The sequence below is a fragment of the Rhizobium sp. RCC_161_2 genome (assembly GCF_041355235.1).
Taxonomy (GTDB): Bacteria; Pseudomonadota; Alphaproteobacteria; order Rhizobiales; family Rhizobiaceae; genus Rhizobium.
Genome location: NZ_JBFUPL010000006.1, coordinates 206,933 through 219,983, shown reverse-complemented (window position 1 = coordinate 219,983; position 13,051 = coordinate 206,933). Strand labels below are relative to the sequence as shown.

General features: G+C 62.1%; 10 protein-coding genes. 4 read left to right on the top strand and 6 right to left on the bottom strand.

From position 1 onward, the window contains the following. Nucleotides 1–39: 39 nt before the first annotated feature. Both AB6803_RS17615 and AB6803_RS17610 read left to right on the top strand, forming a co-directional pair. Nucleotides 40–2,115, top strand: a complete 2,076-nt coding sequence (locus AB6803_RS17615) for a glycosyl transferase (protein ID WP_371110100.1) — start codon at nt 40–42, stop codon at nt 2,113–2,115. Nucleotides 2,116–2,121: 6 nt separating this feature from the next. Beyond that, nucleotides 2,122–3,288, top strand: coding sequence for a UDP-galactopyranose mutase (locus AB6803_RS17610; RefSeq protein ID WP_371110099.1), 1,167 nt, complete (start codon nt 2,122–2,124; stop codon nt 3,286–3,288). 40 nt (nt 3,289–3,328) lie between these two features. Here AB6803_RS17610 and AB6803_RS17605 read toward each other — a convergent pair whose 3' ends face one another. The 4 genes from AB6803_RS17605 to AB6803_RS17590 form a co-directional block, all read right to left on the bottom strand. Continuing rightward, nucleotides 3,329–4,846, bottom strand: a complete 1,518-nt coding sequence (locus AB6803_RS17605) for a tripartite tricarboxylate transporter permease (protein ID WP_371110098.1) — start codon at nt 4,844–4,846, stop codon at nt 3,329–3,331. A 9-nt stretch (nt 4,847–4,855) separates the two neighbouring features. Next, the gene (locus AB6803_RS17600; RefSeq protein ID WP_371110097.1) at nt 4,856–5,347 is read right to left on the bottom strand and encodes a tripartite tricarboxylate transporter TctB family protein; all 492 of its coding nucleotides are present in this window, start codon (nt 5,345–5,347) and stop codon (nt 4,856–4,858) included. After that, a complete protein-coding gene (locus AB6803_RS17595) occupies nt 5,344–6,288 on the bottom strand; it encodes a Bug family tripartite tricarboxylate transporter substrate binding protein (RefSeq protein WP_371110096.1) in 945 nt (314 codons plus the stop codon). The genes AB6803_RS17600 and AB6803_RS17595 overlap by 4 nt, the downstream gene beginning before the upstream one ends. 256 nt (nt 6,289–6,544) lie before the next feature. Further along, on the bottom strand, nt 6,545–7,612 hold the full coding sequence (locus AB6803_RS17590) for an ABC transporter substrate-binding protein (RefSeq protein WP_371110255.1): 1,068 nt from the start codon (nt 7,610–7,612) through the stop codon (nt 6,545–6,547). Nucleotides 7,613–7,795: 183 nt separating this feature from the next. Between AB6803_RS17590 and AB6803_RS17585 the strand changes: the two genes are divergently transcribed. Next, complete coding sequence (locus AB6803_RS17585; RefSeq protein WP_371110095.1) at nt 7,796–8,470, top strand: response regulator; 675 nt, start codon at nt 7,796–7,798, stop codon at nt 8,468–8,470. After that, a complete protein-coding gene (locus AB6803_RS17580) occupies nt 8,467–9,858 on the top strand; it encodes a sensor histidine kinase (RefSeq protein WP_371110094.1) in 1,392 nt (463 codons plus the stop codon). The genes AB6803_RS17585 and AB6803_RS17580 overlap by 4 nt, the downstream gene beginning before the upstream one ends. 139 nt (nt 9,859–9,997) lie before the next feature. Here AB6803_RS17580 and AB6803_RS17575 read toward each other — a convergent pair whose 3' ends face one another. Together AB6803_RS17575 and AB6803_RS17570 are read right to left on the bottom strand one after the other, a co-directional pair. After that, nucleotides 9,998–11,530: an aldehyde dehydrogenase family protein gene (locus tag AB6803_RS17575; protein WP_371110093.1), complete on the bottom strand. Its 1,533-nt coding sequence runs from the start codon at nt 11,528–11,530 to the stop codon at nt 9,998–10,000. A 117-nt stretch (nt 11,531–11,647) separates the two neighbouring features. Continuing rightward, entirely contained in the window at nt 11,648–12,931 is a 1,284-nt protein-coding gene (locus tag AB6803_RS17570) for an NAD(P)/FAD-dependent oxidoreductase (RefSeq protein ID WP_371110092.1), read from the bottom strand. Between the last annotated feature and the right edge of the window lie 120 nt (nt 12,932–13,051).

The following is a 13,051-nucleotide window of genomic DNA, read 5'->3' as shown; positions in this document are numbered from 1 at the left end:
AAATGGTTGCAATGCCGGCCGTCAATTCGTGGGATGTCCATGGTCACCAATGATGCATCAGCTTCGACTCCTGCTCCATCTCTTGCTGGAATTTTGGAGCTCGCGCGCACCCAGCGCCTTTCCTTCACGGATCTGTTCCAATTCGCCGAAGGCCGAAGCGCTGCCGGACAAAGGCTACAGGCGGCAGAGGTCTATAAGGTCTGGATTGCCTTCAACGAATCCCATCCCTTCCTGCATCTCGTCTATTTCAATTATTCGGTGACCCTCAGGCAGCTGGACGATGTCGCGGGATCGATCCATGCATTGCGGGCGTGCCTGAAACTCGATCCGCGCTTTGGGCCGGCGCATATCAATCTGGGACGGGCGCTGGAAGATAGCGGCATTGCCACACAGGCAATTCTGCAATGGCGGAGCTTCGTGGAGCTGACCGCAGAAAGCACGCCCGACCGGCTGACGCATCGCCTCCTGGCACTTCAGCACATCGGTCGCGTCATGGAAAATGCCGGTCTCCTGGAAGATGCGGAAACCTCTCTGTGGCAAGCAATCGAGCTGCGGCCCGACAAGACGGAAGCCGGGCAACATTGGAGCGCGCTGCGCCAGCGCCAGTGCAAGTGGCCGACGCTGATCTCGTCGGACCATGTCTCCACGCGGCAATTGCTCGATGCCATGTCGCCGCTGACGCTCGCTTGTTTTTCCGACGATCCACTGTTCCAGCTCGCCAAGGCCTACCGCTACAATAAGTCTTTCGTCGGACGTCCCGATACCAGCGGCTTCACGCGCAAGACGCCGAAACAGAAGACCGGGACCGGCCAACGCCTTCGCGTCGGCTATGTTTCCTCAGATCTGCGCGACCATGCGGTTGGCTTTGCGCTCAGGGAAGTGCTGGAGCTGCATGACAAGCGGAGCGTTGAGATTTACGCCTATTATTGTGGCGATCCTGTGCAGGGTGATGCGACCCAGGCACGCATGAAAGCCGTCGTCGATTGCTGGCGCGATATCGGCGCGCTTAGCGATGTGGACGCCGCAAGGCAGATTGCCGATGACGACATCGATATTCTCGTCGACGTCAACGGCTATACCAAACATGCCCGGACAAAGATCTTTGCCTATCGACCGGCACCGGTCGTGGTCAATTTCTGCGGCTATCCGGGTTCGATGGCCAGCCCGTTCCATCACTATATCATCGCGGACGAACACATCATCCCACCCGAGAACGAGATCTATTACTCGGAAAAAGTGCTGCGGATTGCCTGCAATCAGCCGCTCGATCGCAAGAGGGTGATCGCCGAAAAACCGTCTCGCGCCGAAGCCGGATTGCCGGACGGTGTTTTCGTCTATGCCTGCTTCAACGGCATGCAGAAGATCACGCAGGAAACCTTTGCACACTGGATGAAGATTCTCTCCGAAACGCCCGGCAGCGTGCTTTGGCTGCTCACCGGCGGCGACGATGTGGATAAACGCTTGCGTCAGTTGGCGGAGAATGCCGGTGTCGCGCCGGAGCGGCTGATTTTCGCGCCCAAAGCGCCGAATGCCAAGCATCTCGCCCGGATCGCGGTCGCCGATCTTTTCCTTGACACGTTTCCCTACGGGGCACACTCAACCGCGGGCGATGCCCTGACCATGGGACTGCCTGTCCTGACATTCCCCGGCAAGAGCTTTGCGGCCCGCTTCTGCCATAGCATCGTTGCCGCCGCCGGCGTGCCGGAGCTGATCTGCTCGGACCCAGAGGACTATATCGAAAGGGCGATCGGCTTTGCGAACAATCCCAGAAGCCTGAGAGACATCCGCGAATCCTTGCAGGCGAAACGAGAGACATCCGCCCTGCGCGACATTCCGGCGCTTGCCCTTCGCCTCGAGGAACTGTTCTGGCAGATGCAGGCAGAGTGCGAACGCGGCGAAACACCGGTGCCCGATCTGAGCAACCTCGACATCTACTACGATATCGGGGTGGACCTCGTTCAGGACAATATCGCGTTTTCGGACGATCGGGCCTACAGAAAGGCCTACCGCGACAAGCTGGTCGAATGGCACGATTACGCGCCGGTTCCGCACGACAGCCGACTGTGGACGCAGGAAGCCGCAGTCTCGACACCGCATGCAGCCGGAAAGAACTGATCGGGAATGCCGCGGATCAAGAAAATTGCCGTGGTCGGTGCCGGGCTTTCCGGCGCGGTCATCGGTCGTGAACTCGCCATGGCGGGTCACGAAATCGACGTCTTCGATACGCGCAACCATATTGCCGGGAATTGCCACACCGAGCGCGATCCGGCGACCGGCGTCATGGTGCATGTCTACGGGCCGCATATTTTCCACACGGATGACAGGGAAGTCTGGGACTATGTGAACCTCTTCGAGAGGTTCATGCCCTACAAGAACCGCGTCAAGACGACGAGTTCGGGCCAAGTCTATTCCCTGCCCATCAATCTTCACACGATCAATCAGTTTTTCGGCAAGACGCTCAGGCCGGACGAAGCGCGTGCTTTCATCGAGGAGCGCGCCGACAAAAGCATAACGGATCCGAAGACCTTCGAAGAGCAGGCACTGCGCTTCGTCGGCAATGACCTCTATGAAGCATTCCTCAAGGGATATACCCAGAAGCAATGGGGCTGTGCGCCGACCGAGCTTCCGGCCTCTATCCTGAAACGGCTTCCGGTCCGCTTCAACTACGACGACAACTATTTCTTCCACAAATATCAAGGCATGCCGGAAAACGGCTATACCGACATGGTCGGGCGAATTCTCGATCATGCGAATATAGCAGTCCGTCTGGAAACCAGGTTTCACGGCGATCTGCGCGAGGATTTTGACCACATATTCTATTCAGGCCCGCTCGAAGGCTATTTCGACTATGAATATGGCCGTCTGGGATATCGCACGCTGGATTTCGAGCGCTTCACCCACGAGGGCGACTACCAGGGGTGTGCGGTCATGAACTACGGAGATGTCTCCGTGCCCTATACGCGCGTGACGGAGCACAAGCATTTCTCCCCATGGGAAGACCATGCCGGCTCGGTCTGCTATCGCGAATTTTCCAGGGCCTGCGGCCCGGACGATATCCCCTATTATCCGATCCGCCTGATGGAGGAAAAGGAGCAGCTCGCCCAATACGTCAGGCGAGCCCTCCAAGAGACTTCCGTCACCTTCGTCGGCCGGCTCGGGACGTACCGCTATCTCGATATGGACGTCACGATCCGCGAGGCGCTGGACACCGCCCGGCTTTATCTATCCGCAAGCGCCGATCATATGTCGATGCCGGCATTCCTGCATCCGCCGCTCCAGACGCCTTAACGAGCGTCCGGAACAGCCACACTGGACAACAATGGGGAACTCAATCCTCGTTGGCAGCAAGCTGCGATAGAGTCTCACCGCGTCCGCGCGCCCTCAGGATCAACGGTACGATCAACGCTGCCGCGGCGATCAGCAGCAGCACCGCCGAGATCGGCGAGGTGAACAGCACCGTGACGTCGCCCTGGCTGATCGCAAGCGCTCGTCGAAGCTGCTGCTCCGCCAGCGGCCCGAGGATGAGACCGACCACGACCGGAGCGATCGGATAGCCGAAAATCCGCATGACATAGCCGAGAACGCCGAAGGCGAGCAGCATGCCGAGTTCGTAAACCGACGGATTGGCGCCGATCGTTCCCAGGGTGGCAAACAGGAGAATGCCGGCATAAAGCCACGGCTTCGGAATGGTGAGAAGCTTCACCCAAAGCCCGACCAGCGGCAGGTTGAGCACCAGCAGCATGAAATTGGCAATCAGCAGGCTGGCGATCAGGCCCCAGACGAGCTGCGGGTTGGTGACAAACAGCAGCGGGCCGGGCTGCAGGCCATATTGCTGGAAACCGGCAAGCATGATCGCCGCCGTCGCCGTCGTTGGCAGGCCGAGGGTCAGAAGCGGAACGAGCGTTCCTGCGGCCGACGCATTGTTGGCAGCTTCCGGACCCGCCACACCTTCGATCGCGCCCTTGCCGAATTCTTCCGGATATTTGGTCAGGCGCTTTTCGGCTGCATAGGACAGGAATGTGCCGATTTCGGCGCCGCCCGCCGGCATGGCGCCGATCGGGAAACCGATCAGCGTTCCGCGCAGCCAGGCTTTCCAAGACCGCGCCCAATCCTGGGCCGTCATCCAGACGGATCCCTTAACCGCCTCGATCTTGTCGGGTCCGCGATTGCCCTGCGCGGCGATGTAGAGGGATTCGCCGATGGCGAACATGGCAACGGCAAGCGTCGTCACCTCGATGCCGTCAAGCAGATCCGGAACGCCGAAGCTCATGCGCGCCTGGCCGCTGAGCTGGTCGATGCCGATGATGGCAAGCGCAAAGCCGATGAACAGCGATGTCAGGCCCCGCAGGGTGGAATCGCCGAAGGCCGATGAAACCGTCACGAAAGCCAGAACCATCAGCGCGAAATATTCGCGCGGACCGAAGACCAACGCCAGCTTGACGATGATCGGTGCAATGAAGGCAAGCCCCAGAGTGGCGATCAGGCCGGCAACGAAGGAGCCGATAGCGGCGGTGGCGAGCGCCGGTCCGCCGCGACCCGCCCGCGCCATCTTGTTGCCCTCGAGCGCGGTCACGATCGAGGCGCTTTCGCCGGGTGTGTTGAGCAGGATGGAGGTCGTCGAGCCGCCATACATGCCGCCATAGTAGATCCCGGCAAACATGATCAGCGACCCCGCCGGATCGAGCTTGTAGGTCACCGGCAGGAGCAACGCCACGGTCAGCGCCGGGCCGATGCCGGGAAGCACGCCGACAGCCGTTCCCAGCGTAACGCCGATCAGGGCGTAAAGCAGGTTCATCGGCTGGGCCGCGATCATCAGGCCCTGCAACAGAAAATCAAATGTGCTCACGTCGGGGCCTCACCAAAATAGATGTTCGAGCGGACCGGCTGGAAGCGACAGCTGCAGCAGCCCGGAAAAAATCAGCCAGACTCCGAGACAGAGCGCGATGCCGAGCGGGATCGATATCCAGAGCTTGCGTTTGCCGAAAGCGGCGGCGGTCGCCGCAAAAAGCAGTCCGGTCGCAATCGAAAAACCCAGCGGCTTCAACAGCAGCATCTGGGCGGCAAGCCCGCCGACGATCCAGACCACGGGCGCAACTTCCTGACGTTCGCGCACGGGAAAATCGCCGCGCAATGCCGCAAGCACGGTCCAGGCGGACAGAAACAGCAGCCCGCCGGCGATCACGAGGGGGATGCTTGCCGGACCGATGCCCGAATAGCTTGCAATTTTCGCCAGCCGCGAACTGTCCCAGAAGATCAGGCCGGCCAGGGCGGCGAGAAAGGCGGCGATGACAAGCGCCGCCCGATCCGGGCGGCGTGTCTGGGTCGGAGGGGAATTGCCCGTCGTCATTGGACGAGCCCGATGTCCTTGAGGACGCCTTCGGTCGCGGAAATATCCTTGGCGAGCTGTTCGTTGAAGGCGTCGCCGGCGAGATAGGTGTCCTCCCAGCCCTTCGTTTTCAGAAGCTCCTGCCAGCCGGCGGACTTGGCAAGCTTTTCGACGTCGGACGACACGGCGGCCTTCTGCTCGTCGCTCAAGCCGGGTGCCGCCGCAATCATGCGCCAGTTTTCGACCACGACGTCGAGGCCGCTTTCCTTGATCGTCGGCGCATCGATACCGTCGAGGCGTTCGCCGCTCGACACCGCGAGCAGACGCAGCGCGCCGGACTTCACCTGGGATTCGAATTCGCCGTAACCGGAAATCCCGGCCGTCACCTGGCTGCCGAGAATGGCGGCCAGCGCTTCGCCGCCGCCGGAAAAGGCGATGTAGTTGATCTTGGTCGGATCGACGCCCGCCGCCTTTGCGATCAGGCCGACCGCGATATGGTCGGTGCCGCCGGCCGAACCGCCGGCCCAAGACACGGAGCCCGGATCCTTCTTCAATGCCTCGACAAGATCGCTCATGGTTTTCAGCGGCGAGGAAGCGGGAACGACGATCGCTTCATACTCGCCGGTCAGGCGCGCGATCGGCGTCACGTCCTTGAGCGACACCGGCGATTTGTTGGTCAGGATGGCACCGACCATGACGTAGCCGCCGACAATCAGGGCATTCGGATTGCCGCTCGCCTGGCTGGCGAACTGCGCCAGACCGATGGTGCCGCCGGCTCCCGGCACATTCTGCACCTGGACATTACGGGAGATCCCTTCCTGCTGCATCACGGACTGGATGGAGCGGGCGGTCTGGTCCCAACCGCCACCGGGATTGGCCGGTGCCATAATGGTGTAGTCCGCCGCGAAAGCCGGCAGCGCAAGGGCGCCGGCAAGCATGGAAGCCAGAAAAAACTGTTTCAAGATTAGTCCTCCGTCGGGCGCGCTCCTTGGAGATCGGCGCGATGTTCATCCTCTTTGCGGACGGGGATTGGCTTCATCGATTAAGCGGCGCCAGGACGTCAAATGCCTGCTTGCGCCGGGTCCGGATGAAATACTCCTCCCATACGCTTCGATCATTCGCCTCCACGAATGATGAAGAGCTGCAAGCCATCACAGGAAGCTGACATCTAGCTGACATCGGCCGGTCCCATGTCGCACGAGTATTGCCTGAGTGGAGCTATTGCAGGCGCAAGGCTTCGTTCCAGCGGGCAATCAGCCGCGCCCGCTTGACCTGGTCGAGATAGACCATCAGGCCGGGGCTGACCGGCACGGGTCGCAACTGGCCGCCGAGCATTTCGCGCATGGTATTGGCGGTGTTGGCGCCGGCGACATCCGGGCTTACCGCCGGGATCTGCAGCTCGCGGGCCATGATCGTCTGGCCTTCCTTGGACATGAAGAATGCCAGATAGCGCTTTCCGAGATCCGGGGAGGCCGCCGCTTGGGGCACGAGCCCGATGCGCGACATGACGACGGTATAGTCCCGCGGCAGAACGATGCCGACATCGGGGTAACGCGAGGCCCAATTGGCGGCGTAGGAGCCGAGGATATTGTAGCCGAGTGTGAAGCGGCCGTCGGATACGCGCTCGAGAATGGCCGTGCTGGTCGAATAGACTTTCACGCCGGCCGCCCCCATGGCTTTTATGACCGACCAGATATCGCCGAATTGCTCCTGGTCGCGCGCCATGAATAGAAACCCGACACCCGATCGCTCGATATCATAGGTGCCGATCCGGCCACGGACGTCGTTTCCGTGCCGCTTCAGGTAGTCGACGAGTTCCGCGCGCGTCGAGGGCGGCTTCTCGCTTGTGAAGCTCGGCTTGTGATAGACGAAGACGGCGGGCTCGAAAGTCAGGGCGTAGGCCGTGTTGCGCCAGTTTGCCCATTCTGGCCAGCGGCCGCTCATGGGCAGGTCGCTACGCTGGGCGTATCCGTCATTGCTGAGCTTGACCTGAAGATCCATCGCCGAGGAGAAGGCGAAATCCGCCGTCCTGCCGCCGGCGTCGGTTTCCTTGACGATCCGGTCGTAGATCTCCCCCGTCAGCATGTCCTCGTAGCGCACGGCGACATCGGGGTTGGCCGCCTGAAACCCCCGGATCATCGGCGTCGCCAGCGGCTCGTCCAGCGAGGAGTAGACGATGACCTCGGGCGCCTTCTCATTCCCCGAGAGCGCCGGAAAGACAACCGGCTCCGCGGCGGCAAGGCTCGCATTGAGGCAGATGGTAAGGAGGACCGAAAGAAACCGCATGGGGTGATATTGCCGCAGCGACAGATCGTTCACAAGCGCATGCCCACCTGCCCGAGCTCCGCTTGTCGTTTCGGTTGCGGAAAAGTACCGTAACACCTTGGATTGCTGCCTGGCGCTTTTCCAAATCGATTCCGGTCCAAGGCGGAATGCGCTAGGATGCGGGCTGGGGGGAGAACAGTCATCTTGCGTATATTGCTGGTTGAGGACAATAAGGCACTTTCCGAAGGGCTTTTCGCGATCCTGCGTGGGGCCGGCTATGCCGTGGATGTGGTGGGCGACGGTGCCTCCGCGAATGCGGCGGCTGCCGCCGAAACCTTCGATCTCGTTATCCTCGATCTCAACCTGCCGGAGATGGACGGGCTCGATGTGCTCCGGGCCATGCGCGCCCGCCAGAACAAGGCGGCCGTGCTGATCCTGACGGCGCGGGGCACGCAGGAAGAGAAGGTGCGCGGCCTCGATCTGGGTGCCGACGATTATATGATCAAGCCCTTCGACATCAGCGAATTCGAGGCACGCGTTCGCGTGCTCCTGCGCCGGCAAGCGGGGCTTCGCGCGTCGCTTGTTGCCTATGGCAACGTCTCTCTCGACCTCAATTCACGCACCTTCTCGGCCAATGGCGTTCCCATCGATATTCCCGCCCGCGAACTCGGTCTTCTCGAAACCCTGTTCATGCGCGCCGGCAGGGTTGTTGCCAAGGAGGCGATCATCCAGTCTCTTACCGCCTTCGACGACGATCTCAGCGCCAATGCCATTGAGCAGTATGTCAGCCGGTTGCGCAAGCGCCTCGCGCCGCACGGATTGACGGTGAGGACGGCACGCGGCATCGGCTATTATCTCGATAAGCTGGCGGGCGGATGAAGGCACAGTCCGCCTATTCCCTCCGTCGCAGGCTGCTTGCGTGGCTTTTGATCGCGACCGTCGTCATCGGCGTCGTTGCGCTGGCCGACACCTATCGCGAGGCGCTGACAACCGCAAACACCGTTTCGGACCGCGTTCTCGCTGGCTCGGCGCTTGCTATCGCTGAACGCGTCGTCGTCGCCGAAGACGGCACGCTGGAAGTGGATATTCCCTATGTCGCGCTGGAAATGCTGACATCGGCGGCCCAGGATCGCGTCTTCTACCGCGTGGATGGTCCGCCCGGCCGGTTCATCACCGGCTATCAGAACCTGCCATCGATTGCCGACATGAAGGGACAGGCGGCGGTCTACGCCGATCACATGTTCGGCGGCGAACCGATCCGGCTTGCTGTGCTCGAGCGTTCGGCGTCGACGGGCATCAATTCGGTTCCGTTTACGGTGACCGTCGCCGAAACGACGATCGGCCGCACGCAGCTGACGCAGGCCATTCTGCTCCGCTCGGCCTTGCGCCTTCTGATCCTCATTCTCGGTGCCGCCATTATCGTCTGGATCGCCGTCACCGTATCGCTTCGGCCGCTCTACCGTCTTGGCGAAGCGATTGCGGAGCGCAGCCCCGACGATCTCCACCCGATCCGGCAATCCGCGCCGAGCGAGGTCGAGGGGTTGGTGGAGACGGTCAATTCCTTCATGGTGCGGCTGCAATCGGCGCTTGATGCATTGCGCCATTTCACCGGAAATGCCGGCCACCAGCTACGCACGCCCCTTGCCATCATCCGTACCCAGCTTGCGCTGTCGGCGCGCGCGACGTCGCTCGACGAGGCGCGGGAGGCCGCGCGCAAGGGCGACGAGGCAGTGGCTCATGCGGAACGCATCCTGGCGCAGCTGCTGCTCATGGCGAAAGTCGAAGCGGCGGCTTCGAAAGAGCCGCAATCGCAGACGGCCCTCGATCTCGTGTCGCTTGCACAGCGGATCACCGGCGACCATGTTCCCGGCGCCGGCGAAGCCGGTATCGATCTCGGCTTTGAAGGTGAGGGGAGCGCGCTCATTCGAGCTGAGCCGCTTCTGATCGGCGAACTTCTGCGTAATCTTATCGAGAACGCGATTGCCTATGCCGGACGCGGGACGGAGGTGACTGTGCGCGTGCAGGCAAAGGGAGAGGCGGTCCGCCTGGACGTGGAAGACAACGGCCCGGGTATCCCGCTCGACAAACGACAAAGTGTGCGGCAGCGATTTGCCCGCGGGGGAGGCGGGCAGGCGCCCGGAATGGGACTGGGGCTGCCGATCGTCGAGGAGATCGCCGGCCTGTTCGGCGGCTCGCTGACGCTTGGCGAAGGAGCCGGCGGAAAAGGGCTGAAAGCCTCCGTGATCTTCCCCGGCAAATCGGGCTGATGGGGAGTCCGCCTGATCGCGCACTGTTGCCGGGCAGACCGAAGAAGCTTTCGCCGGGAACCAGTCCGACAAGCACTTCGTTCTGGGGGGCTGTGGATGGGGCGGACTATCGCCCCATCCATTGGTTCGGTTAGCTCTTTTACTCGACGTCGAACTTGACGCCTTGCGCGAGCGGAAGAGTGCGGCCGTAATTGATGGTGTTGGTGGCGCGGCGCATATAGGCCTTCCAGGCATCCGAACCGGATTCGCGGCCGCCGCCGGTCTCCTTTTCACCGCCGAAGGCTCCACCGATCTCGGCGCCGGAAGGACCGAGGTTGACGTTGGCGATGCCGCAATCCGAACCACGTGCCGAAACGAAGGCTTCCGCCTCGCGCATGTCATTGGTGAAGATCGACGACGACAGGCCCTGAGGCACGGCATTGTGCAGCGCCAGTACCGCGTCGAAATCGCTGTACTTCATCACATAGAGGATCGGCGCGAAGGTTTCCTGCTCGACCGGGCCGGTCTGCGAGGGCATCTCGACCAGAGCCGGACGGACGTAGAAGGCATCGGCAGACCCGTTTTCGACACGCTCGCCGCCGGTCACCTTGCCGCCAGCGGATTTCGCTTCGCCAAGAGCTGCCTGCATCCTGTCGAAGGCCTGCTTGTCGATCAGCGGGCCGACCAGCGTGCCCTGTTCCAGCGGATTGCCGATGGTGACTGAGCCGTAGGCTTTCTGCAGGCGCGGCACGAGCTGATCGTAGACGCTCTCATGCACGAAGAGACGGCGCAGCGTCGTGCAGCGCTGGCCGGCGGTACCCATGGCGGAGAAGGCGACGCCGCGCAGCGTCAGGTCGAGATCGGCCGTCGGGCTGACGATCGCGGCATTGTTGCCGCCGAGCTCGAGAATGGCGCGGGCGAAGCGGCTGGCAAGCCGAGGACCGACGGCGCGGCCCATGGCCGTCGAGCCGGTGGCGGAGACCAGCGGAACCTTCGGATGGTCGACCAGGATTTCGCCGAGATCGCGACCACCGATAATGAGTGTCGACAGATTGGCCGGGGCCTCACCACCCTCGGCGATAAAGCGCTTCAGCGCCTTTTCGAACAGGGCTTGTGTGGCAAGCGCCGTCAGCGGCGTCTTTTCCGAGGGCTTCCAGATCGTCGAATTGCCGCAGACCATGGCGAGTGCCGCGTTCCACGACCAGACGGCGACCGGGAAGTTGAAGGCGGAGATGATGCCGATCGGGCCGAGCGGATGCCAGGTCTCCATCATCCGGTGTTCGGAGCGTTCGGTGGCAATCGTTAGGCCATAGAGCTGGCGCGACAGGCCCACAGCGAAATCGCAGATGTCGATCATTTCCTGCACTTCGCCGAGACCTTCGGAGGTGATCTTGCCGACCTCGATGGAGACGAGACGGCCAAGCGCCGCCTTGCCGGCGCGCAGCTCTTCGCCAAGCAGACGGACGAGCTCGCCTCGCTTCGGTGCCGGCACATTGCGCCAGGCGAGGAAGGCGTCCTGTGCCTTGTCGATCGCGGCCTTGGCGTCGGCTGCCGAATCTTCCCTGAGACGGCCGATTTCGGCGCCGGTGACCGGCGAGGTCACGGCAAGCGTTCCGCCCGTATAGCGATCAGCGGAAACGCCGAGGTCGGTCAGGATTTTCGAGACTTCGAAGGCAAGATCTAGTGTGGACATGGTCGTTATCGTCTTTCTGATGGAAGCTTGTTCGGTGATATCTGGTGACTGTCGGCGTGGGACGGAAGAGTTGTCTAACCTGATCTCTGTCCGCGCCCGGCTTTTGAATTGGCCTCGCTAGAAGCGGTCGCTGGTCAGATGAGCGATCTGGGCTCCGGCTTCGTAATAGAATTCCTTGGCGGCACGAAAGCTTGGGTCCTTTGGCGCGGTCAGCGGCAAGGGAAGCTCGGCTTCGCTGATATCACCGAGGATGTGGTGCGCAATCGTCTTGCCAAACACCGTGCCCGGTGCAATGCCCCGGCCATTATAGCCGGAAAAGCCGATGACGTTCTCTGCGAATTTATGGAAGCGAGGAACGGCATCGTCGGTCATGCCGATCTTGCCGTACCACTCGCTTTCAAAAGCGATGTCGCCCAGATGCGGGAACAGCTTCTTCAACGACCGCCGCGCCCAGCTCCTGTGAACAGCCAGGCCGGTGTTGCGCAGCGCCCCGATGCTGCCGATCACAAGACGTCCGGCCCGGTCCATGCGGAAAGAGGACAGGATTTCCTTCGTGTCCCAGCAGCCTTCGCGGCCAGGCAGGATCGATTTGCGCAGATTGTCGCCGAGCGGCACGGTGGCGAAATTGAAATAGGGCAGATGCACCTGCTCGGTACGCACATGCTCCCAAGGACCAGTGGAATAGGCGTCGGTGGCGACGACGATCCATTTTGCGGAGACCGAGCCACGCGCCGTGCTCACCTTCCATCCATCGCCCTGGCGTTCGGTGGCGATGACGGCGCTGCCAGTAAAGATTTTCGTGCCCGCACGGATGGCCGCATGCGCCAGGCCGCGCGCATAGGCAAGCGGCTGGATGGTGCCGGCGCGCGGATCGAACAGCGACCCGGTGTAGGCGGCGCTGCCGACGCGGCGGGCAGTCTCTTCGGCAGACAGCAGTTGCACCGGCGCGCCACGGGCGGTCCATTGGCGATGCCGCTCCTGCAGTTCTTTCAGGCCATCGGCCCCGACGGCCAGATGCAGCGTGCCGTTCTTTTCGATCTCGCAGGCGATCTCGTGTCTCTCGACGATCTCGCGCACCAGAAGCGGCGCGCCGCCGAGCAAATTGAGCGCCCGCTCGCCGTGGACCGGTCCCAGCACGCCGGGAATATCGTCCGGCATCACCCACATGCCGCCATTGATCAGGCCGACATTGCGGCCGGCACCACCAAAGCCGATCTCGACCGCCTCCAGAACCACCGCCGACTGACCAGCCTCCGCTAGATGCAGGGCTGCCGAGAGGCCGGTGTATCCGCCACCGACGATGACGACATCGGTGGTGAGATCGCCGGCAAGCGCTGATGTGACGGGACCGGCGGGCGCGGTCTTTTCCCAAAGGCCGTGAGAGCGGGGATTGTTCAGCATCGATCCTGTCCATCAATACGAAAATATCGGGCAATGCCTGTGCGGCAAACTGGAACCGGCATCCTGAGAGACGCGTGGCCCGGCCGCAGCCTGTGTCTGGAGATGAAAGCAGTAGCCTGC

Excerpts from the sequence above, each read along its gene's own strand:
- AB6803_RS17615 (WP_371110100.1), top strand. The coding sequence starts at position 40 with ATGGTCACCAATGATGCATCAGCTTCGACTCCTGCTCCATCTCTTGCT.
- AB6803_RS17580 (WP_371110094.1), top strand. The coding sequence starts at position 8,467 with ATGAAGGCACAGTCCGCCTATTCCCTCCGTCGCAGGCTGCTTGCGTGG.
- AB6803_RS17610 (WP_371110099.1), top strand. The coding sequence starts at position 2,122 with ATGCCGCGGATCAAGAAAATTGCCGTGGTCGGTGCCGGGCTTTCCGGC.
- AB6803_RS17575 (WP_371110093.1), bottom strand. The coding sequence starts at position 11,530 with ATGTCCACACTAGATCTTGCCTTCGAAGTCTCGAAAATCCTGACCGAC.
- AB6803_RS17590 (WP_371110255.1), bottom strand. The coding sequence starts at position 7,612 with ATGCGGTTTCTTTCGGTCCTCCTTACCATCTGCCTCAATGCGAGCCTT.
- AB6803_RS17570 (WP_371110092.1), bottom strand. The coding sequence starts at position 12,931 with ATGCTGAACAATCCCCGCTCTCACGGCCTTTGGGAAAAGACCGCGCCC.
- AB6803_RS17600 (WP_371110097.1), bottom strand. The coding sequence starts at position 5,347 with ATGACGACGGGCAATTCCCCTCCGACCCAGACACGCCGCCCGGATCGG.